The sequence below is a fragment of the Brevibacterium samyangense genome, from assembly GCF_039529845.1.
Taxonomy (GTDB): Bacteria; Actinomycetota; Actinomycetes; order Actinomycetales; family Brevibacteriaceae; genus Brevibacterium; species Brevibacterium samyangense.
This window is the reverse complement of sequence record NZ_BAAANO010000010.1, coordinates 25,713-46,290: the sequence shown is the minus strand read 5'-3', so window position 1 is coordinate 46,290 and position 20,578 is coordinate 25,713. Positions and strand designations below refer to the sequence as shown.

General features: G+C 68.6%; 16 protein-coding genes. 5 read left to right on the top strand and 11 right to left on the bottom strand.

Annotated features, from left to right (window positions below):
• The first annotated feature begins 76 nt into the window (after nt 1–76).
• The gene (locus ABD172_RS05770) at nt 77–2,437 is read left to right on the top strand and encodes a (Fe-S)-binding protein (protein WP_344307783.1); all 2,361 of its coding nucleotides are present in this window, start codon (nt 77–79) and stop codon (nt 2,435–2,437) included.
• A gap of 223 nt (nt 2,438–2,660) precedes the next feature.
• On the opposite strand, the gene aroD is transcribed toward ABD172_RS05770, so the two are convergent.
• On the bottom strand, nt 2,661–3,443 hold the full coding sequence (gene aroD / locus ABD172_RS05765; RefSeq protein WP_344307782.1) for a type I 3-dehydroquinate dehydratase: 783 nt from the start codon (nt 3,441–3,443) through the stop codon (nt 2,661–2,663).
• Between the two features lie 552 nt (nt 3,444–3,995).
• On the opposite strand from aroD, the gene ABD172_RS05760 reads away from it, so the two are divergent.
• From ABD172_RS05760 to ABD172_RS05750, 3 genes are all read left to right on the top strand, one after another.
• The gene (locus ABD172_RS05760) at nt 3,996–5,138 is read left to right on the top strand and encodes a quaternary amine ABC transporter ATP-binding protein (protein WP_344307781.1); all 1,143 of its coding nucleotides are present in this window, start codon (nt 3,996–3,998) and stop codon (nt 5,136–5,138) included.
• A 3-nt stretch (nt 5,139–5,141) separates the two neighbouring features.
• Nucleotides 5,142–6,002, top strand: coding sequence for an ABC transporter permease (locus tag ABD172_RS05755; protein ID WP_344307779.1), 861 nt, complete (start codon nt 5,142–5,144; stop codon nt 6,000–6,002).
• Nucleotides 6,003–6,119: 117 nt separating this feature from the next.
• The gene (locus ABD172_RS05750) at nt 6,120–7,145 is read left to right on the top strand and encodes a glycine betaine ABC transporter substrate-binding protein (RefSeq protein ID WP_344307777.1); all 1,026 of its coding nucleotides are present in this window, start codon (nt 6,120–6,122) and stop codon (nt 7,143–7,145) included.
• A gap of 1,798 nt (nt 7,146–8,943) precedes the next feature.
• Here ABD172_RS05750 and ABD172_RS05745 read toward each other — a convergent pair.
• A complete protein-coding gene (locus ABD172_RS05745) occupies nt 8,944–9,720 on the bottom strand; it encodes an HpcH/HpaI aldolase family protein (protein WP_344307775.1) in 777 nt (258 codons plus the stop codon).
• A gap of 71 nt (nt 9,721–9,791) precedes the next feature.
• Here ABD172_RS05745 and ABD172_RS05740 point away from each other — a divergent pair, with 71 nt between their 5' ends.
• Nucleotides 9,792–10,259: an isochorismatase family protein gene (locus tag ABD172_RS05740; RefSeq protein ID WP_344307773.1), complete on the top strand. Its 468-nt coding sequence runs from the start codon at nt 9,792–9,794 to the stop codon at nt 10,257–10,259.
• 71 nt (nt 10,260–10,330) lie between these two features.
• On the opposite strand, the gene ABD172_RS05735 is transcribed toward ABD172_RS05740, so the two are convergent.
• The 9 genes from ABD172_RS05735 to ABD172_RS05695 form a co-directional block, all read right to left on the bottom strand.
• Nucleotides 10,331–11,014, bottom strand: coding sequence for a hypothetical protein (locus tag ABD172_RS05735; protein ID WP_344307771.1), 684 nt, complete (start codon nt 11,012–11,014; stop codon nt 10,331–10,333).
• Between the two features lie 68 nt (nt 11,015–11,082).
• Nucleotides 11,083–12,543, bottom strand: coding sequence for an ATP-binding protein (locus tag ABD172_RS05730; protein ID WP_344307769.1), 1,461 nt, complete (start codon nt 12,541–12,543; stop codon nt 11,083–11,085).
• Nucleotides 12,544–12,553: 10 nt separating this feature from the next.
• Nucleotides 12,554–13,306, bottom strand: a complete 753-nt coding sequence (locus tag ABD172_RS05725; protein ID WP_344307767.1) for a response regulator transcription factor — start codon at nt 13,304–13,306, stop codon at nt 12,554–12,556.
• A 59-nt stretch (nt 13,307–13,365) separates the two neighbouring features.
• Nucleotides 13,366–13,743 (bottom strand): monovalent cation/H(+) antiporter subunit G, encoded by a 378-nt coding sequence (gene mnhG / locus ABD172_RS05720; RefSeq protein WP_344307765.1) that lies wholly within the window; start codon nt 13,741–13,743, stop codon nt 13,366–13,368.
• On the bottom strand, nt 13,740–14,366 hold the full coding sequence (locus ABD172_RS05715; protein WP_344307763.1) for an MrpF/PhaF family protein: 627 nt from the start codon (nt 14,364–14,366) through the stop codon (nt 13,740–13,742). Before ABD172_RS05715 ends, mnhG begins: the two co-directional genes overlap by 4 nt.
• Nucleotides 14,363–15,103 (bottom strand): Na+/H+ antiporter subunit E, encoded by a 741-nt coding sequence (locus ABD172_RS05710; protein ID WP_344307761.1) that lies wholly within the window; start codon nt 15,101–15,103, stop codon nt 14,363–14,365. Before ABD172_RS05710 ends, ABD172_RS05715 begins: the two co-directional genes overlap by 4 nt.
• Nucleotides 15,100–16,686 carry a Na+/H+ antiporter subunit D gene (locus ABD172_RS05705; RefSeq protein WP_344307759.1) on the bottom strand — a complete coding sequence of 529 codons (1,587 nt, stop codon included), beginning with the start codon at nt 16,684–16,686 and terminating at the stop codon, nt 15,100–15,102. The genes ABD172_RS05710 and ABD172_RS05705 overlap by 4 nt, the downstream gene beginning before the upstream one ends.
• Nucleotides 16,683–17,480: a Na(+)/H(+) antiporter subunit C gene (locus ABD172_RS05700; RefSeq protein WP_344307757.1), complete on the bottom strand. Its 798-nt coding sequence runs from the start codon at nt 17,478–17,480 to the stop codon at nt 16,683–16,685. Before ABD172_RS05700 ends, ABD172_RS05705 begins: the two co-directional genes overlap by 4 nt.
• Nucleotides 17,477–20,527, bottom strand: a complete 3,051-nt coding sequence (locus ABD172_RS05695) for a Na+/H+ antiporter subunit A (RefSeq protein ID WP_344307755.1) — start codon at nt 20,525–20,527, stop codon at nt 17,477–17,479. The genes ABD172_RS05700 and ABD172_RS05695 overlap by 4 nt, the downstream gene beginning before the upstream one ends.
• Nucleotides 20,528–20,578 lie beyond the last annotated feature (51 nt).

The window sequence follows — 20,578 nt, the reverse complement described above, 5'->3', positions numbered from 1 at the left end:
AAAGCGTGCGGGGCGCCCGTGCGCCGTTCGTTGTCGGACGCCCCGCTGCCCCGGGGCCCTATGGGAGGCCTTCGTTATGAATGCCCTGCAGATCGTCGCGATCGTCATCGGTGTCGCCGCGACCATCGTCGGCTGGAGCATGTTCATCATGCAGATCACGAGGTTCGTCGGGTTCTTCAGACTCGGCGCACCGACGGTCAAGGGTGAACGCACCTCCGAAGCCGGCGCGCGCACCATGACCCTCATCCGTGAGTTCCTCGGACACACCCGCATGGCCCGCCTGCCGATCGTCGCGATCGCGCACTGGTTCACCATGATCTCCTTCGGTGTCCTCGTGCTCACGCTCGCCCAAGCGACCATGCAGCTGTTCGATCCGCACGCAGTGTTGCCGATCATCGGCACGTTCTTCCCGTACGAGTGGATCACCGAGTTCTTCGCGGTCACCGGCCTCATCGGCATCATCGTGCTCATGGTGATCCGCCAGCGGAACAAGCCCGCCCAGAAGGGCCGCTACTCCCGCTTCTACGGTTCGACCTTCTGGCAGGCGTACTACGTCGAGTTCACGATCCTCGGCGTCGCCGCCTGCATCACCCTGCTCCGCGGCTTCGAGTACGCGCTCCTCAAGCAGCACGGCGAGCCGATGCTCGGCCTCCACTTCCCGCTCACCTTCTGGTTGGGCGAACTGTTCTCGGGTATCCCCGAGGGCGGTCTCGAGGGCCTCATCATCGCCGTCGCGCTCCTCAAGATCCTCATCTCCTACGCATGGATGGTGACGGTCGCCCTCAACGCGACGATGGGTGTCGCGTGGCACCGCTTCCTCGCGTTCTTCAACATCTGGTTCAAGCGTCACCCCGAGGGTCGCACCTCGCTCGGTGCCCTGCAGCCGATGACGAACAAGGGCGAGGTCATCGACTTCACGGCGATGGAGGACATGGACGAGGACCTGTCCATGGGCGTCGGCAAGATCGAGGACTTCACCTGGAAGGGCCTCCTCGACTTCTCGACCTGCACCGAGTGCGGCCGCTGCCAGTCGCAGTGCCCGGCCTGGAACACCGAGAAGCCGCTGAGCCCCAAGCTCATGATGATGAACCTCCGCAACCACGCGCATGCGAAGGCACCGTGGCTGCAGGCCGCCCAGGCCGCGAAGGCCGAGGCGACCCCGCCGGCGCCGCTGCCGGAGGACGCCGACAAGAAGGCGAAGAAGGCGTGGCAGAAGGAGATGGACGAGTACGAGTCCATCACCGACCCGCACTCGAACATCGACCTCCTCGGCACCCTCTCCGAGGCCGCCCAGGCCGAGGCCGTCCGCCCGCTCGTCGGCGCGCAGGACGTCGAGGAACTCGCCGAGCTCGGTGTCATCGACCCCGATGCCCTGTGGTCCTGCACCACCTGCGGTGCCTGCGTCGAGCAGTGCCCGGTCGACATCGAGCACGTCGACCACTTCGTCGACATGCGCCGTTACCAGGTCCTCATCGAGTCGGCGTTCCCGACCGAGCTCGGTGGCCTGTTCAAGAACCTCGAGAACAAGCAGAACCCCTGGGGCATGTCGCAGAAGAAGCGCATGCAGTGGGCGAAGGACCTCGATTTCGAGATCAAGCAGGTCGGTGCCGACATCGAGGACCTCGGCGAGACCGAGTACCTCTTCTGGGTCGGTTGCGCCGGCGCCTTCGAGGACCGTGCGATGAAGACCTCGGCCGCCGTGGCCGAACTCCTCCACACCGCGGGTGTCGACTTCGCCGTCCTCGGCGACGGCGAGTCCTGCACCGGTGACCCGGCCCGCCGCGCCGGCAACGAGTTCCTCTTCCAGATGCTGGCCCAGGCCAACATCGAGGTCCTCAACGAGATGAAGGCGCGCAAGATCGTCGTCACCTGTGCGCACTGCTTCAACACGATCGCGAACGAGTACCCGCAGATGGGCGGCAACTTCGAGGTCGTCCACCACACGCAGTTGCTCAACAAGCTCGTCCGCGAGAAGCGCCTCACCCCGGTCGCCCCGGCCGCCGGTGAGAAGGTGCAGACCCCGGTCACGTACCACGACCCCTGCTACCTCGGTCGTCACAACGGCATCTACACGCCGCCGCGCGAGCTCATCAACTCGCTGCCGAACGTCGAGTACCGGGAGATGGAGCGCTCCCAGGAACGCTCCTTCTGCTGTGGTGCCGGTGGTGCCCGCATGTGGATGGAGGAGACCATCGGGTCCCGCATCAACGTCAACCGCACGAAGGAGGCCGTGGCGACCGGCGCCGAGCAGATCGCGGTCGGCTGCCCCTTCTGCCGCGTGATGCTCTCGGACGGCCTCACCGCCGAACAGTCCGAGGGCAACGCCTCCGAGGGCATCGAGGTCCTCGACGTCGCACAGATGCTCCTCGCGGGTGTCCGTCGCGGTCAGGGCGGTTCGGGTCCGGCGGCGAGCGAGCCGGAGCCCGCCGGCGTCTGAGGCAGACGCTCACCCAGCACAACGGCCGAGGCGCCCCTCACCTTCGAAGGTGAGGGGCGCCTCGGCCGTTGTCGTGGGGGGGCGGAGTCGAGATCGCAATAGGCTGCGCCGCAGCCGTTGAAGTCGCGATTGAATGCCGGAATTCGCGAAAACTCAGCAGTCGATCGCGATTTCGACGAGCGCGACCTCCGAGGATCGCGATCTCGACGCCTCGGCGAAAGAATCAGGCGTCGCCGAGTGCCTCGAGGGTCGCGAGGACCTGGGGCACCGTGAGCTGCCCGGGCGCGGAGAGCGCACCGACGGCGGCCCAGGTGGCGGCGGAGCCGAACTCGGAGCCGACGAGGCGCGTGGCCTTGCCGAGTGCACCCATGGAGATCGTGATGACGGGGACGGTGAGCTTGCTCTGCGCGCGGTCGGCGACCGAGAGCACCTCGAGGACGTCCGTGCGGTTCTGCGGCATGACGGCGATCTTCGCGACGTCGGCACCGTCGCGTTCCATCTTCTGCATCATGGAGTAGAGGTACTCCGCCGGCGGCGTCTTCTCGAAGTCGTGGAACGAGGCGAGAGCGCACACCCCGGCGTCCTTGGCGCGCTTGATGAGGGCCTGCGAGCCGGACCGCTGCCATTCGATGTCGACGGCGACGGGGGCGAAGGACACGAGGTGGTCGATGAGCTGGGCGTACGCGGCGTCCGTGAGGTCTGCACTGCCGCCCTCGGCCTTCGTCCGGACGGTGACGAGCACGGGGAAGCGTTCGCTCACGCGCTCGCGGAAGGTCTCGACGGCCTCGGTGACCGCAGCCCGGACGGGTTCGAGTTCGTGGGTGTCGAGCGTGTGGTCGGCGTCGAGGAACGCCTGGAGGGTGTCGACCCGCCATTCGAGGACGTCGACGCCGGGGGTCTCCGCTGCGCGCAGTGCGTGCTCGACGAGCGTGGGCACATCGGGGTCCGTGAGCGGCGCGATGACGGCCGGGAACCGGTCCGTGGGCGCAAAAGGCAAGGACTTCATTGCACCAGAGTAGAGGCGTGGGTCGAGGAGGCGGAAGGACGTCCGTCACTCGCACGACGTTCGTGAGGCGCACCACAGGGAAACCGTTCGGAATGCGGCCTGAATGAGGCGCTCGTCGCAATCCTTCAAAGGCCCTGAACAGTCGTACATCACATTTCGACAACTATTCAACTAATTGACGTTTCCCCAGGTGAGGGTGCGAGAAAACCGGGGAGGGGGACCGCGGACCCTCCCCGTTCACGCGCCGGAACCGCTCCTCGCACCCGAGGCGGAGGGCACACGACGCGTACGGTGGAGGAGTTCGGCCGTGCCGGCCCATTCGAGTCACCGACTGCAGAAGAAGCCCGGCCGAGCTTCTCTTCGCGTCTTGTCGTTACTGGGTTGGTGTGGTCGTTGCTCCGTGCGGAGCCTCCCCTCGGGGGACTCCGTGAGCGAGTGGGTGCCGTTCGTCGCGCGTGCCCGGATCCTGCCTGCAGGTCCGACGGATCCGAGTCATGCGCACGACGGCTGCACTCCCCGTGGAGCCCATGTCACCGGACGAAAGGGCCCTTCGTGGCTGTAGTACGAGCCTCACATGTCTACAAGGTCTTCGGCAGGCGGGAGAAGGAGGTCATCACCCGCCTCGAGCAGGGCGCCGACCGCAAGGATCTCGCCCACCTCGGCACCGCCGCCGTCATCGACGCGAGCTTCGAGGTCGACACGGGAGAGATCTTCGTCGTCATGGGGCTCTCCGGCTCCGGCAAGTCCACCCTCATCCGGATGATCAACGGCCTGTGGACCCCCTCGGCGGGCACCGTCGAGATCGCCGGCAACGACATCTCCCACATGAGCCCGGCCCGCCTCCGCAAGGTCCGCCGCGAGCACATCTCCATGGTGTTCCAGCACTTCGCCCTCCTGCCGCACCGGACCGTCCGCGAGAACGCCGCGTACGGCCTCGAGATCCAGGGCGTCGCGAAGGCCGAACGCCTCGAACGCGCGGACACCTGGCTCGACACCGTGGGCCTCGGTGGGTGGGGCGACAAGTACCCGAGCCAGCTCTCCGGCGGCATGCAGCAGCGCGTGGGCCTCGCCCGCGCCCTCGCCGCGGAGACCGACGTCCTCCTCATGGACGAGGCCTTCTCCGCGCTCGACCCGCTCATCCGCTCGGAGATGCAGGACCAGCTCCTCGAACTCCAGAAGACCCTCGGCAAGACGATCGTCTTCATCACCCACGACCTCAACGAGGCGATGTACCTCGGCGACCGCATCGCGGTGATGCGGGACGGGCGCATGGTGCAGATCGGTACTTCGGAGGAGATCCTCACGACCCCGGCCGACGACTACGTGGCCGACTTCGTCAAGGACGTCGACCGCTCCCGTGTGCTCACCGCCGGGTCGATCATGGAGCCGGTCGGCGCCTCGGCGGACACCGGCAGCATGCCGCTCGTCGCGGAGGACACCCCGGTCGCCGAACTCTTCGCACCGAGCGTCGAGGCCGGCGGTTCGCTCGCGGTCGTCGGCGCGGACGACACGATCGTCGGCGTCGTCACCCAGGACGACCTCCTCGGGTCGATGGCCTCCACCGCCGCCACCGGCGACACCTCCGGGGAATCCCCCTCCCCCGCCGAGGCGCCCGCGGCACCCGGCACCCTCGCACCCTCCGCCGACGGCACGTCCGACGGCGACTCCGCATCCGCCGGCTCGAAGGAGGCCTGATCCATGAACAGCATCCTCAATCCCAGGATCCCCGTCGGCGACTGGATCTCCGACCTCCTCGACTGGTTCAAGGCCGTCTTCGCTCCCGTGCTCGACCTCATCGGGTTCGTGCTCGGCGGGATGTACTCCTTCTTCGAGATGGTGCTCTCGTCCCCGATCTACCTCGTGATGATCGTCGTGTTCGCGGCGCTCGCGTGGCTCGCCTCGGGGTGGAGGCTCGCGGTGTTCACCGTCATCGGCTTTTACCTCATCCGCGCCTTCGACCAGTGGTCGAACGCGATGTCGACGCTGTCCCTCGTGCTCGTCGCGGTCATCATCGCGCTCATCATCGCGATCCCGCTCGGTATCCTCGCCGCGAAGTCGAACGCGTTCTCCGCGATCGTCCGCCCCGTCCTCGACTTCATGCAGTCGATGCCGGCGCTCGCGTACCTCGTGCCGATCATCGTGCTCTTCAGCATCGGTGTCGTGCCGGGCATCATCGCGACGCTCATCTTCTCGCTCCCCCCGGGCGTCCGTTTCACGGAACTGGCGATCCGCCAGGTCGACGCGGAGGTCGTCGAGGCCGGACAGGCCTTCGGTGCGACCCCCGGGCACATCCTCACGCGGATCCAGCTGCCGCTCGCGATGCCGACGATCATGGCCGGCATCAACCAGGTCATCATGCTCGCCCTCTCCATGGTCGTCCTCGCGGGCATGGTCGGCGCGCAGGGCCTCGGCGGTGCCGTGACGTCCTCGATCAGCTCGCTCAACGTGCCGCTCGGCGTCGAGTCCGGTCTCTCGGTCGTCATCATCGCGATCTTCCTCGACCGGATCACCGCGGCGCTCGGCAACCGCACCCCGATCGCCCGGGCGAAAAAGGCGTGATCCACCCCCGCCGAGGCGCCTCGGCGGGGTGGCTCCGAACCCGGGGCCGGAGCCCCGGGACTTCCGAACCCTTTCCATCGAAACGACACCCAACCCATCGCAACAGGAGACATGCTCATGAAGAAGACGAAGCTCACCGCACTCGGCGGCGTTCTCGCCGCTTCCGTCCTCACCCTCACCGCCTGCGGCGTCTCGAACTCCGGCGGCGGCACCGAGGCCGGCGGCGGCACCGAGGCCGGCGGCGCGGAGACCGAGGCCGCCTCGGGTACCGACTGGTCGAACTGCACCCCCGGTGCGGAGTCGACCGATGTCGCCTCCCTCGAGGCGTCCGCCGATCAGGACCAGGACATCACCATCGGCGCGTTCAACGGCTGGGACGAGTCCTTCGCCGCCGCGCACCTCATGAAGTACGTCCTCGAGGAGGACGGCTACACCGTCGACATCCAGGCCTTCGACGCCGCTCCCGGCTACACGGGCGTCGCGAACGGCGACATCGACTTCCTCATGGACACCTGGCTGCCGCTCACGCACGCCGACTACATCGAGCAGTACGCGGCCGACATGGAAGCACAGGGCTGCTGGTACGACAACGCCAAGCTCACCATCGCGGTGAACGAGGACTCGCCGGCGCAGTCGATCGCGGACCTCGCGACGATGGGCGACGAGTACGGCAACCGCATCGTCGGCATCGAGGCCGGCGCGGGCCTCACGAAGACCACGCAGGAGGCGGCGATCCCGACCTACGGCCTCGAGGACTACGAGTTCGTCGTCTCCTCGACCCCGGCGATGCTCGCGGAGCTCGGCACCGCGACCGACGCCGGTGAGAACATCGCCGTCACCCTGTGGCGTCCGCACTGGGCCTACGACGCATTCCCGGTCCGCGACCTCGAGGACCCGGAGGGTGCGATGGGTGACGCCGAGATCATCTACAACTTCTCCCGCACCGGCTTCACCGAGGAGAACCCGCGCGTCTCGCAGCTGCTCAAGAACCTCGTGATCGACGACGAGAACCTCTCGAGCCTCGAGAACATCATGTTCTCGGAGGAGAACTTCGGTGGCGGCGACAACGACGCCGCGGTCGAGCAGTGGGTCTCCGAGAACCAGCAGTTCGTCGAGGACTGGAAGGCCGGCGCCCTCGCCTGACCTCTTCCGACCTCGCGTCCGGTGATGTCGTCCCGGTTCCGGAGGGCTCCGATCTCCGGGACCCGTACGGCACCGAGCCCCTACCGGCAGCAAGTCCCCACCGGCAGTGAGTCCCCACCGGCACGAACGGCCCTGCGCAGGACGTCTGCGCGGGGCCGTTCGTACAGCGCCGTTGGTTCAGGTGGCATCGGGTCGGTGCAGGCGATTCCCGGTTTCCATGGCCGGCACGTCCTGCGGGTGGAACTGTGCTTCCCCTCACATCCCGCAGACCCGGTGGACACGATTTCTACGTTGTGTAGAATCACCGGTGTGGCAGGTGAGAGCGCCACGGATGTCATGTTCCGATCCGGATCCCCCACCTCTTTCGCAGAAACACCCCCGGGGGATCCGGATCCGGGACGAAGCTCTCCCCCACCCCTGATTCCGCCGAAGGCCCGTCACGAGCTGCATCCTCGTGACGGGCCTTCCGCGCATTCACGGGTTAAAGGCCAAAATGTGTGTACAGCCCGGGTGTGTCACCGAGTCCGGCCGCCCCATCCTTTCCGGACGCCGCTGCCGTCCTCCCGACCGAATTCCGCATCGTTTCCCCATGTGCTCGCCGGCGGAGGGAATCAGCTGCGCACTTTGGCACGATTCCGGAATCAGCTGCGCATTTCGGCACGAATCCGGGCCGCTGGATCGTGCCAGATCGCTCAGCTGATAGGGGGATGCCGTCAGAGGCGGCCCGGTAGGTCTTCGCATTCCTCGTGCGCGCGTGAGACGGGCCGTGCATCGAGATCGCGATTCCCTGTGGTGGGCCCGTTGAGATCGCGATCGTCTGCATGTTTTCGCGGAAATTCCACCACCGATCGCGACCTCGACAGCGGCAACCGCACCCGATTGCGACCTGAGGTGGTCGAAGCGGCTTCGCGCGATCGACACCGCTGCCGTGGGTGACGGTCGGGCCGGCGCGTACCTCGTCGGAACCACGGGGTTGAGGCGGTTCGAGGGGCAACTTCCGGCGTGCCAGTACGTACATCACGACGGGGTTGATTTCGAGGATCTCGCACTGAACATGCTCACAGGGCATGTTCGGAGGGGTTTTGCCCTACGGGTTACTGGGCAAGCGGGCCATCCTGTACACACATTCTGGCCTTTGACCCGCATTCACCTTGAGCAGGCTGAGATGCCCGAGGCCTCCGAGACGACCGACCGCGCCGAGATCGCGATTCCGAGCGGCCCGTGCGCCGAGATCGCGATTCCCTGCTGCCGCGGCGTTCACGTCGCAATCGAATGCGCGATCTCGCCGAAACCCAGCAACCCATCGCGACATGAAGGTTGTCGACCGCACCCATCGCGACATGAAGGTTGTCGACCGCACCCAATCGCACACTGAAAGTCGATAATCGCAGGCGATCACACACTCGACGGCCCGTTCCCGCCGCAGTCGCCGTCAGCGAGGGACCGGTATTCGGCCGGGAGACCGTTCTTTGGCACAGACACCGGGAATCGGCACGCCCGAAGCCGGTCCCTCGGATCGATCCCGGTCTCTCGGATCAACTCCGGCCCCTCGAGCCCACCGAGACCCTCGAGATGACACAGACCTCCGAGACGACCGGGACCTCCGAGCCCGCATCGAGATCGCGATTCCTAGCGGGCTGCGGCGTTCAGGTCCCAATCGAATGTGCCGTTTCACCGAAACCCAGCAACCCATCGCGACATGAAGGTCGACGACCACAACCCATCGCGACATGAAGGTCGACGACCACAACCCATCGCGACATGAAGGTCGTCGACCTCAGCGCAGTACTGCCACCGGTCAGCCGAGGAGCGCGCGGATGTCGGCGAGTCCGGTCCGCAGCGCCTGCTGGAAGATCGCGACGTCACCGGTGTGGGAGACGACGCGGTACCCGAGTTCCACCGCGAGCGCGGAGAGCGCCGGCGAGCCTGAGAAGATGCCCGCCGCCTTGCCGTGGGCCCGTGCCGCCTCCGCGACGGTGGTGAGTGCGGCACGGAACTCCGGCGTCGTGAAGTCCCCGGGTGCACCGAGATTCGTGCTGAGGTCGAAGGGACCGACGAAGAGGACGTCGACCCCGTCCACGGCGGCGATGTCGTGGGCGGCCGCGACCGCCTCGGGGGTCTCGATCTGCGGGAGGAACACGGTCGAGGCGTTCGCCGCTGCCTGCTTCCCCGCGGGGTCGCCGCTGCGGTACAGATCGTGCGCGATCCCGAACGCGGAACCGCGGATGCCCATCGGCGGGTACTTCATCCACGAGACGATCTGTGCCGCCTGCTCCGCGGAGTTCACGTACGGCATCATGATGCCCTCGGCCCCGGCGTCGAGCGCCCCGGACACGAGGTGCTGCGCGGGACCGGCGACACGGACGAACGTCGCGATCTCCTCGCGCCGGGACACCGCGATCGAGGCGGCCACCCGGTCCGTCGACCACCCGGTGTGCTCGAGGTCGTAGAGGATCCAGTCCGCTCCCGCACCCGCGGCGATACTCCCGATCCCGGGGCTCGCGAACTCGAGAACGAAGGTGCCGAGAGTGAGGTCACCGGCAGAGAGTGCGGAGCGGAACGCGGCGGTCGTCATGGGGATCCTTTCGAGGGGGTGCGGTGCATGCACGCACAGGAGGGAATGCCTGCTCATGAGATGCTAGACGCATGGACGCACTGCTCGTGATGAACACCGAAACGTCGAGACCGGCGACCGCAGAGGTCACGGAACAGCTCGGTGACATCGTCATGCGCGCCCGCACCACCGGGGGCGTGCTCGTCTTCGTCTCCGCACCCGTGAAGGACGCCGGGCCGGAGGACCAGCCGGAGAGCGTGTTCGTCGTCGACGAGGAGGAACTCGGCCTCGTCTCCCCCACCTCGGACGCGTTCGACGGCATCGACGATCTCGCCCCGGGTCTGCACGACCTCGGGGTCGATCGCATCGTCATCGGCGGCGTGGACGCCCAGTGGGCGGTGAAGGACACCGCGATGGCGGCCCTCGCCCTCAACTTCGACGTCATCGTCCTCCGCGACGCCACCGTCACCGAACAGGGACCGCCCGTCGGCTGGTTCACGGATGCCGAATCCCACGGCTGCATGGTGAAGGACACGAAGGACACCTGGCTGCGCATGTGAGGACCGTGCGCATGTGAGGACCGTGCGCATGTGAGCAGCGCGCCGGTCAGCCCAGGTCCCACTCCGGAGCGTCAGTCCAGGTCCCACTCCGGGGCGACGATCGGGTGCCCGTCGACACTCACGTGCGCGGCCGCGGTGGCGAGTTCGTGCTGCGATTCCGTGTCCGCGGTGTAGTGGAACGCGCAGTACTCGAGGTCCCACAGCTTGCCCTCGGCGCCGAGCGCGTAATTGATGCAGAAGGCCGACGTGGGTTCGAGGCCGGCGTAGATCTCCGTGTCCGCGAGGTCGATCTGGTACGCCCAGTAGTACCCCGGCCCGAGGTTCGCCTTCCGCTGCGCCCGCACCGTCGACGAGGACTCCCAGCCGTACTTCTCCTTCGCCTGCACCGATTCCGAGGCGGTGTCCGCATAGGCCTCCGAGCAGTACAGCTCGATCGCCTTCGAGGAACCGTCCGTCTCGTCCGGGTGTCCGAAGGACCGGTTGGAGTCCGAGTAGGGCTTGAGCGCCTCGTAGGACTCCGGGACGAGGAGGTCGACCGTGAGCGGGCATCCGCCGCCGAAGGAGACAGTCTCCGCCCGGTAACCCTCCGGCGCCGGGTCCTCCGTCGGGGTGGCCGGGGGTGGGCCTGCGGTCGGCTGCCATCCGACGGTCATCGGACCGCCACCGCCGTCGGCGGTCCGCGCGTTCACGAGCCCGCAGCCGGTGAGTCCGAGGACCACGGCCGCGGCCGAGGCGCACGCGAGTCCCCGCAGCACCGTCCGTCCCTGCCACGGAGTCCGACCCCGTACCGGAGTCCGTCCACGCACGGGAGTCCGACCCCGCGTCACCGCCCGCCTCCGGGGGATCGGGGGTCCTGCTGCGGAGGCATCGGAGGACGTGCCGGGACCGGACCCTGGGGCGCCGGTCCGGAACCCCTGGTGCCGGGGTTCCGCGGCGGCTGTCCGGCCGGCGAATCCTGACCCCGGCCAGGACCGGAACCCCGGGCCGGACCGGCGCCCTGCCCGTGCTCCGGCTGCCCCTGCTGAGGCCGGCCCGGCTGGTTCTGCGGCGGCTTGAACGCCTGATAGGGGCCGGAATCGAACGGCACGGGTCCGGAACCCTGCCGTCCGGGTTCGCCGAAGGCCTCACCGGTCGTCGTGTCGAGGAGTTCCCCGTCGACGCTCTGGAGGCGCCGGCGCGAGGTGCGCCGCGGCGTCCCGAGGATCTGACCCGGTTCCGGGGCGTGTGCGAGCGGCGGGACGAAACCGCCACCGGGGACGTACGGTCCCGGCTGGTCGGTGCCGGCCTGCGGTGGGGGCGTGGCGCCTCGGCGATGGGCCCCGGTGGGGTCCTGGAAGGGCTGGACGGGACTCGACTGGGCGATGTCCCCGGCGGCGACGCCGCCGCGATAGGGGTCCACCTGCGGGTTCTGCGTCTCCGCGAGGACGGGGAGCAGGATCCGCACCGCGGTGCCCTGGCCCTCCTGGGAGAACAGCTCCACGGTGCCGCCGTGGCGGGCGATGATCGACCGCACGAGCGACAGACCCATACCGGAACCGGCGACCTGACGGACGTTCTTGCCGCGGGAGAGCTCGTCCCAGACGGCCTCCTGTTCGTCGGCGGGGATGCCCTGGCCGGTGTCCGCGACCTCGACGACGACCCAGCGGTGCTGGTTGATGATCTGCTCGTTCGCGCGCAGTTCGACGACGTCGGTGTCGTTCGAGTACTTGATCGCGTTGCCGAGGAGGTTGAGGATCGCCGAGAGCAGCAGGTCCTCCTCACCGGCGACGGCCGGGAGCTTCCACGGGGCGCGGGCGACGGTCGCGACGATCATCCGGTCCTCGGCCCCCGGCGCGGTCCGGGCGTCCTCCACGGCCTGGTGGATGAGACGGTCGAGGTCGACGCGGGAGAACTCGATGTCCCGACTCTCGACGTCCGCGAGCTTGCGCAGATCCGCGAGAAGACGGGCCACCCGGCGCGAGGAGATGTCGATCTGCCGCACGACGGGTGCGATCTCGTCCGGGTCCGGGGCGTCCTCGCGGATGAGTTCGCGAACGGTGGCCGCCGAGGTCCGCAGGGCGGTGAGCGGGTTCTTGAGTTCGTGGTCGAGGCGGATGAGCATCCGGTTCCGGCGCGTCATCGCCTCGCGCTCGGCATCGGCCCGCGCGTGTTCACGGATCCGCGCCTCGCGTTCGGCGATCCACTTCCGGGTGTACCACCACGCGCCGAAGCCGAGGCCGGCGAGGACCACGAGGAGGACGAGGAGGAACCAGATGCGGAACTCGAGGACGAGGAAAGTATTCATGAGGGTCCGATCACCGACTGATCTCGTGGGCGCCCTTGACCTCCGCGACGAATCGGTAGCCCCGCCCCTGCACGGTGCCGATCCACCGGGGGTTCGCGGCGTCCTCACCGAGCACGCGCCGCAGTTCCGCGATCCGCGAGTCGACGGCGCGGGTGCCGACCGTCTCGTCGAAGCCCCACAGCACCTCGAGCAGACGGGGACGTTCGATGAGTTCGTCCGCGTGCACCATGAGGTACTCGAGGAGGGTGAAGCCCTTCGGGGTGATGACGAGTTCGCGCTGCCCGAGCCACGCGCGGCGCCCCACCCGGTCGACCTGCAGCCCGAAGGTCGACACGAGGACCGGGGCGTTCGACAACGGCGGACCGTCGACCCGGGTGCGTCGCAGCACCGCGCGGATGCGGGCGACGAGCTCGTGCGGATCGAAGGGCTTGTTGAGGTAGTCGTCCGCGCCCTCCTCGAGCGCCATCGCACGCTCGACGGCCTCGCCGACCTGGGTGAGGAGGATGACGGGGACCCAGTTCTCCTCCCGGCGCAGGGCCCGCAGGACCGCACGGCCGTCGAGTCCCGGCATGAGGACGTCGAGCACACAGGCGTCGGGGCGGTGTCGGAGGATCTCGTCGAGGGCCAGCTGTCCGTCCGGAGCGCTGAGCACCCGGAACCCCGAGCGCGTGAGGAACGGGACGACGCTGCCGAGCACGTCCGGCTCGTCGTCCGCCACGAGCACGAGCGGGCGGTCGTCGGAGGAGAACTGGGGGGCTGTCATGTGGAGTCCTTCTGCTGGAAAAAGGGTCCGTCCGATCCGGACGGGCCGTCCTCACAGGCTCAGTGATCGGTCGTGCGCGAACGTTCCGCGGCCACACGCGCTTCGGCACGGGCCACGGCTTCGGCGAGTTCGTCCCGGTACAGCATAGAACGCCGCAGGTGCTTGGTCCGGTAACCCGCCCTGCCGACCATGTGGGTGCCCACCGGAGTCGTCATGAGCTGGAACACCACGATGAGCCCCATCGTCGTGATCGGTCCCCAATGAGGAATCTGCACCGCGACGCCCGCGAGGACGAGGAGAAGACCGAGCAGCTGCGGTTTCGACGCCGCGTGGAGGCGGCTGAGCAGGTCCGGGAACCGGAACAGTCCGATCGCGCCGGCGATCGACAGGAGGGAACCGAGGAGCAGGAGCACCACGGTGACGAGGTCGGCGATCATCGGGTTTCCTCCCCGGGCTCGGTGGGATCGGTGGGGTCGTCGGCGGTGCCTTCTTCCTCCTGCCCTCCGGCCCGCCGCACGATCGCGAGGACGTCGTCCGCGGTCATGGTGCCGGCGACCTCCGGTACCTGCTCGGTGGACGGGGTGCCCGCCACCGCCATCGTGTCCCGCACCCAGTCGATGTCGCTCCGACCCGAGGCGCCCTCGGCGGAGCCGGCACCGGCGGCACTGCCGCCCGCGGAGTCCCCACCGGCCGAGGCGCCCCGCTCTCCGGAGCCCGTGGCGCCTCGGGCGTGGCGGGACGGGGCCCCGAGGACCGCGCCCCCGCGGGCCTCCCCGCGGGAGACGTACCGGGAGACGCTCACGGACCCGATGAAGCCCATCGAGGAGAGAACGAGCACGATGACGAGGAGATCGCTGCGTCCGGTGAATGCCATGAACGCGCCCATCCCGCACATGAGTGTCGCGAGGAGGACGTCGGACCCGATCATCCGGTCGAGGATCGACGGACCGCGGACGATCTTCACCACGGCGAGGACCGCGGAGGCGGCGAACAGCACCGCGAGCACGGGCACCGCGATCCGGGCGATCGCAGGGTCGATGAGAGTCGTGAGGTCGCTCATGGGCGTCGCTCCTCGGGTGCGGATGCCGTGTCCTGGTCCGTTGTGGCCGGCGTGGAGTCGCTCGGGTTCCCCGCGGAGGTGTTGCGTTCGCCCGCTCCGGCGGCCCGCGCGCGAGCGGCGGCGTCCTTGCGTTCGAGGACCGGCGGCAGACCCTTGCCGCGGCGGTACTCGTTGAGGATCGCGATGTCGTGCGGTGACCCCATCGCGCGGATGAGGAGGTACTCGATCGTCGCCATCTCCTGTCGGGCGGCGTCGATCTCCCGGTCCTCGGCGGCGTCGAGCACGTGGATGTACACGTTCGAGCGGGCACGGTCGACCTCGAGGACGACGGAGCCGGGGATGAGTCCGGTCACCTGCGAGATGAGGGTGATGAGGAGGTCCGAACGGGTGTGGAGCTCGACCTCGATGACGGATCCCGCGCCCACGCCGTGCGGCCGGACCGCGGACCACGCCACCTGGAACGACGCGACGACGACGCGGTAGAGGAACCATCCGACGAAGACGAGCGCGTATCGGGGGTCGAACCGGCCGGAGAGCTCGACCGGGGGCAGGTAGAACACCCGGGTGAGCGCGAAGGCGAGGACGAGGCCCGAGAGGACGGAGAACACGCTCACGGTGTCCCAGAGGAACACCCAGAGCGCCGCGAGCGCGAGCATGAGGAGCGCCTGCTGCCACAGCGACTTGCGGCGGGCACGGCGGCTCGAGGCGCGGCGGAGTTTCGCGGTCTGCGGACTCATCCCTTCGTGTCCCCCTCGTGTTCGAGCACGTGCGTGATGTACGTGTTCGGTCCGCGCATGTTCTCGGCGGCGCGGGCGGCGTACCCCCACAGGGGGTTGGCGAACACCGTGATCGCGACGCTCACGAGCACCATGCCGACGGTCGGGACCATCATGAGCCACGGCACCTTGAGGCCGGTCCGCCAGGTGCGGCCCGCCTGGAGGGCCTCCTTGCGTTCGGCGGACTCGGCGACGAGCGCCTCGGTGGGTTCCTCGGCCTCCGCGGCCTCCCGCCAGAAGGCGAAGTTCCACGCCTTGCCGATGACGTACAGGGTGAGGAGCGAGGTGAGTGCGCCGCCGCCGATGAGCACGTAGATGAGCCAGTCGCTTGTGTGGACACCGGCCTGGAAGAGCGCGATCTTGCCGATGAATCCGGAGAACGGCGGGATCCCGGCGAGGTTGAGCGCCGGAACGAAGAAGAGCAGCGAGATCACCGGGGCGAGGAACACGAGGGAACCGAGGCGCCGGATCGACGTCGTCCCGGTCCGCTGCTCGACGAGTCCGACCGCGAGGAACAATGCCGTCTGCACGACGATGTGGTGCACGGTGTAGACCATCGCCGCCGTGAGTCCGTCGACGGTGCCCATGGCGACGCCGAAGAGCATGTACCCGATGTGCGAGATGAGGGTGAACGAGAGCATGCGTTTGATCTCGGACTGGGCGATGGCCCCGAGGATGCCGAAGATCATCGTCGCGAGTGCCACGACGAGCAGCGGAACCCGCAACGACGAGGCGAAGAACAGCACGGTCTCCGTCCGGATGATCGCGTAGATGCCGACCTTCGTGAGGAGACCGGCGAACACCGCGGTCACCGGCGCCGGGGCGGTCGGGTACGAGTCCGGCAGCCAGAACGCGAGCGGGAACACCGCCGCCTTGATGCCGAATCCGATGAGCAGCGCGATGTGGAGAATGAGCTGGATGTCCGGCGGCAGGGCGTCGAGCCGGGCCGAGAGCTGCGCGATGTTCACGGTGCCCGTCGCGGCGAAGATGAGGCCGATCGCCGCGAGGAAGACGAGAGAGGACACGAGCGAGACGACGATGTACGTCGCCCCCGCCCGGATGCGTTCGGCCGTTGCGCCGAGCGTGAGCAGCACGTAGGACGCTGCGAGAAGCATCTCGAAACCGACGTAGAGGTTGAAGAGGTCACCGGCGAGGAACGCGTTGAAGACGCCCGCACACAGGATGAGGTACGCCGGGTTGAACACGCTCACCGGGGTCTCCCGCGCGTGGTCGCCCATCTCCTGGCCGATCGCGTAGACGAGGACGGCGAGGGTGACGATCGAGGAGACGACGAGCATGAGCGCGCTCAGCCGGTCGACGACGAGCGCGATGCCGAACGGCAACTCCCAGTTGCCGACCGCCATCACCTGCGTGCCCTCGGTGTCGACACCGACGAGCAGGGCGACGTTGATCGCGAGCACCGCGGCGAGGGTGACGACGGAGATCGCGTTCTGCACGCGCACCCGCCCGGCCATGAACAGGGCGAGGCCGGCACCGAGCAACGGCAGGACGACGGGGAGCGGAATGAGGGTGGTGAGCGTCATGCGTCGTCCCTCCTCTCCTCGTGCGGCCGGTCCTCGTGGGGCGGGTCGTCGTCATGGGAACCGCCCGCGGGGCTCTCGGGGCTGTCGGGTCCCGGAGCCTCCGAGGCGTCGACGCTGTCCTCCGGTCCGTCACCGACCGCCTCGAGCGGCTCACCGCCGGTCGCTCCGGTGGTGGCGCCGATCGTGACCCCGGACGGGGCACCGGCCGAGGCGCCGCCCCCAGTCGGCGCGTCCGGTGCGGGGCGCTGCCCCTGCGCCTCGACGGACACATCGACCGCGGTGTCGTCGTCGGGAGGGTCCATGGTCCCGCGTTCGTGCGGAGCCCCGTCGTCGTCGAGGTCGAGCGCACCGGGGACGGGCACCTCGGCCTCGTCACCGAACTCGGTGTCCTCGTAGTCGTCGGAGGTCTCCGCCTCGGTGTCGATCGCCTGCCTCCGGGCGAGCGCGATGCGTGCGTCCTCGAGGTCGTCGGCGATCGTCTCGTTGCGCACGAGGCGCCACGAGCGGTAGATGAGCGCGAGGAGGAACGCGGTCATCGCGAAGGTGATGACGATCGCGGTGAGCACGAGGGCGTGCGGCAGGGGATCGCTCATCCCCTCGGTCGAGAAGTCGGAGCCGTCGGTGAACGGTGCCTTCCCGGGCGGGCCCGCGGTGAGCATGATGAGGATGTTGATGCCGTTGCCCATGAGGAGGAACCCGAGGAGCACCCGGGTGAGCGAACGGTCGAGCATGAGGTAGATGCCGCACGCGAGCAGCACGCCCATCGTGAGGAGCATGACGAAGGAGGTCGTCACAGCCGGCCTCCTTCCGTCCGGCGGCCCAGCCGCACATCGTCGACCCGGTCGAGCACGAGGTGCACTTCCTCACGGCCGGGGGTGTGGTCGCCGTCGCTCAGGGACTTCTCCACGACGCGTTCGTCGACCTCCTGCTGACGGTCGACCTCCGCGCCGAGCGAGCGCAGGATGTCGAGCATGAGTCCGACGACGATGAGGTAGACGCCGATGTCGAAGAGCGTCGAGGTCCCGAAGGACAGGTAGCCGAGGACCGGGACCTCCGCGGACACGTACTCGGACTCGAGCACGGCGGATCCCCAGACGAAGCCGCACAGTGCGGTCCCCGCGGTGAACACCGTGCCGGCGCCGAGGAGCTTGCCGGCGTCGATGTTCGCGGCCTCCGCGAGCTCGAACCGTCCGCCCGCGAGGTACCGGGCGATGAGTGCGATACCCGCGACGAGCCCGGCCGCGAACCCACCGCCGGGCAGGTTGTGACCGGCGAACAGGAGGTAGACCGAGAACACGAGGACCGCGTGGTAGAGCAGCCGGACGGTGACCTCGAGGATGATCGAGCGGTTGTGGGGGGCGAGGGAGCGACCCGCGAGCAACCAGGCCTGACGGCGGGCGGCGGCGGACTCCTTCTCGGTGAGGGCGACGAGCGGGGCGTCCGGGTCCTCGTCGACCCGGTTGATCCAGCGCCGGATGCCCTGCGGGCGGTCCCCCGCGAGGCGCTGGAGGACTCCCTCGCGGCTCTTCACGAAGATGAGGCTCGCGATGCCCGTCGCGGCGACGACGACCACGGAGGTCTCGCCGAGGGTGTCCCAGGCGCGGATGTCGACGAGGGTGACGTTCACGATGTTCGACCCGTGGCCGAAGGTGTACGCGAGGTACGGGAACTCGGTGGAGACCGGGGTGTCTGTCCGGGCGCCCATCGCCACCCACGCGATCGCCATCATGAGCGCCCCGAAGGCGACGCCGAGGACGATACGGACGGACGGCGACAGGCGGCCCTCGTTCCGGCCGATCTGCACCGGCAGCCGGCGCAGCACGAGGACGAAGACGACGATCGTGATGGTCTCGACGAGGACCTGGGTGAGGGCGAGGTCGGGGGCGCCCTGGAACGCGAAGTAGGCGACCATCCCGTAGCCGGTGATCCCGGTGACGACGACCGCGGCGAAGCGCTTCTGGGCGCGGGTGGCGGCGATCGCGGCGATGATCATGCAGATCGCGACGACGACCTGGAGCGGCGACTGCGCGAAATCGATCCCCGCCGGCCAGGTGTTGTTGAGCAGGAGCGCGACGCCGAGGGACAGGATCGCGACGAGGTAGATCATGCCCTGGTAGAACGGCAGCGAACCGCGCTGGGTCCGCGCGGTCACCGACACCGCGACGCGTTCGAGCCCGTCGATCGACCGGCGGTACCCCTGGTGGAAGTTGAAGCCGTCGGGCATCGCCGACTGGAACACGGAGACCTGGTGGCGGAAGACGAACGCGAGCACGCCGAGGCCCACCGTGAGCACCGAGAGTCCGAGCGCCGGTTCGAGTCCGTGCCAGAGCGCGAGATGGTACGGGTGCGCGGGATCCGCGTGTGCCTCGAGGTCGAGGCCGGCGGTCCACGCACGGGTGAGCGGCTCGACGAGGGACCCGGCGAACACACCCGCGGCGAGGGTCACGGTCGAGAGCACGACGAGCGGAGCGAGGAAGAGGGCGTCCTCCCGGTCCGGGGCGATGTCCTCGATGCCCGGCTTGTGCGCGAATGCGCCCCAGAGGAACCGCGCGGTGTACGCGACGGTGAGGACGGACCCGAGGAACAGGCCGATGAGCGCGATCCACGCGTCCTTCGTCCCGGACTCCATGAGGGTCGTGTAGACGGCCTCCTTCGCGACGAAGCCGAACGTCGGGGGAAGACCGGCCATCGAGAACGCGGCCACCACGGACACCACCGTGAGGGTGATCGAGCACCGCCAGTACCCGGAGAGTTTTCGCAGGTCACGAGTGCCGGCCCGGTGGTCGATGACGCCGACGGCGAGGAACAGCACGGACTTGAAGAATCCGTGCGCGAGCAGCAGGGCGAGCGCGGCGGTCGTGATGTCGCGGGTGCCGAAGGACGCCATGACGGTGAGGAACCCGAGCTGCGACACCGTGCCGTAGGCGAGCACGAGCTTGAGGTCGAACTGCTGGAGCGCCATCCACCCGCCCATGAGCATCGTCGCGATGCCGAGGGTGAGGAGCACGGTCGACCAGCCGGGCATGTCGTGGAATCCGGGGGCGAGGCGGAGGACGAGGTAGATACCCGCCTTCACCATCGCCGCCGCGTGGAGGTACGCGCTCACCGGGGTCGGGGCGGCCATCGCGCCGGGCAGCCAGAAGTGGAAGGGGACGAGCGCGGACTTCGAGACCGCGCCGACGAGGATGAGGAGGACCGCGGCGATGACGAGAGGTTGCCCGTCGACGAGGCCGCTCCACCCGTGGGCCACGATGAGGGAGATCCGACCGGTGTCCATGACGGCCGAGAGCAGGAGCATGCCGACGAGCATCGCGAGTCCGCCGCCGGTCGTGACGATGAGCGCCTGGAGTGCTGCGCGCCGGGCGGGCCGGCGGGAGTGGAAGTGGCCGATGAGGAGGTAGGAGAACACCGTGGTGCCCTCCCAGAAGACGTAGAGGAGCAGGAGTTCGTCCGCGACGACGAGCCCGTACATGCAGCCGGCGAACGCGAGAAGGACCCCGGCGAACCGGCCGAGCCGCAGTTCGTCCGCCTCGAAGTAGCGCGCGCAGTAGACGAAGACGAGTGCGCCGACGCCGGTGACGAGGAGCGAGAGGACCCAGGAGAGCGAGTCCATCCGGAAGACGATCGCGAGGTCGAGCGCCGGGAGCCAGCGGAAGCGTTCCTCCCAGGCAACCGGATCCCCGCCCCCGAGCCCGAGAACGGCCGGTGCGCGGGCAAGGGAGACGACGAGGCCGGCAAGCGGGACGAGCGCGACGAGGAGGAAGGCGTTGCGCCCCAGGAGGCGGAAGAGGGGTTGTGAGAGCAGCGCGGCAACGAAGAAGAGGGTCACCAGTGCTGCCATGCGTCAGCCTCCAACGGTCGTCTCCGGCCAGGTTCCGCCCATTCTTCCACG

What these genes read in the sequence shown, in the direction of transcription:
- ABD172_RS05770 (WP_344307783.1), top strand. Translation starts at nt 77, where the DNA reads ATGAATGCCCTGCAGATCGTCGCGATCGTCATCGGTGTCGCCGCGACC.
- aroD (WP_344307782.1), bottom strand. Translation starts at nt 3,443, where the DNA reads ATGAAGTCCTTGCCTTTTGCGCCCACGGACCGGTTCCCGGCCGTCATC.
- ABD172_RS05755 (WP_344307779.1), top strand. Translation starts at nt 5,142, where the DNA reads ATGAACAGCATCCTCAATCCCAGGATCCCCGTCGGCGACTGGATCTCC.
- ABD172_RS05750 (WP_344307777.1), top strand. Translation starts at nt 6,120, where the DNA reads ATGAAGAAGACGAAGCTCACCGCACTCGGCGGCGTTCTCGCCGCTTCC.
- ABD172_RS05745 (WP_344307775.1), bottom strand. Translation starts at nt 9,720, where the DNA reads ATGACGACCGCCGCGTTCCGCTCCGCACTCTCTGCCGGTGACCTCACT.
- ABD172_RS05740 (WP_344307773.1), top strand. Translation starts at nt 9,792, where the DNA reads ATGGACGCACTGCTCGTGATGAACACCGAAACGTCGAGACCGGCGACC.
- ABD172_RS05730 (WP_344307769.1), bottom strand. Translation starts at nt 12,543, where the DNA reads ATGAATACTTTCCTCGTCCTCGAGTTCCGCATCTGGTTCCTCCTCGTC.
- ABD172_RS05725 (WP_344307767.1), bottom strand. Translation starts at nt 13,306, where the DNA reads ATGACAGCCCCCCAGTTCTCCTCCGACGACCGCCCGCTCGTGCTCGTG.
- mnhG (WP_344307765.1), bottom strand. Translation starts at nt 13,743, where the DNA reads ATGATCGCCGACCTCGTCACCGTGGTGCTCCTGCTCCTCGGTTCCCTC.
- ABD172_RS05715 (WP_344307763.1), bottom strand. Translation starts at nt 14,366, where the DNA reads ATGAGCGACCTCACGACTCTCATCGACCCTGCGATCGCCCGGATCGCG.
- ABD172_RS05710 (WP_344307761.1), bottom strand. Translation starts at nt 15,103, where the DNA reads ATGAGTCCGCAGACCGCGAAACTCCGCCGCGCCTCGAGCCGCCGTGCC.
- ABD172_RS05705 (WP_344307759.1), bottom strand. Translation starts at nt 16,686, where the DNA reads ATGACGCTCACCACCCTCATTCCGCTCCCCGTCGTCCTGCCGTTGCTC.
- ABD172_RS05695 (WP_344307755.1), bottom strand. Translation starts at nt 20,527, where the DNA reads ATGGCAGCACTGGTGACCCTCTTCTTCGTTGCCGCGCTGCTCTCACAA.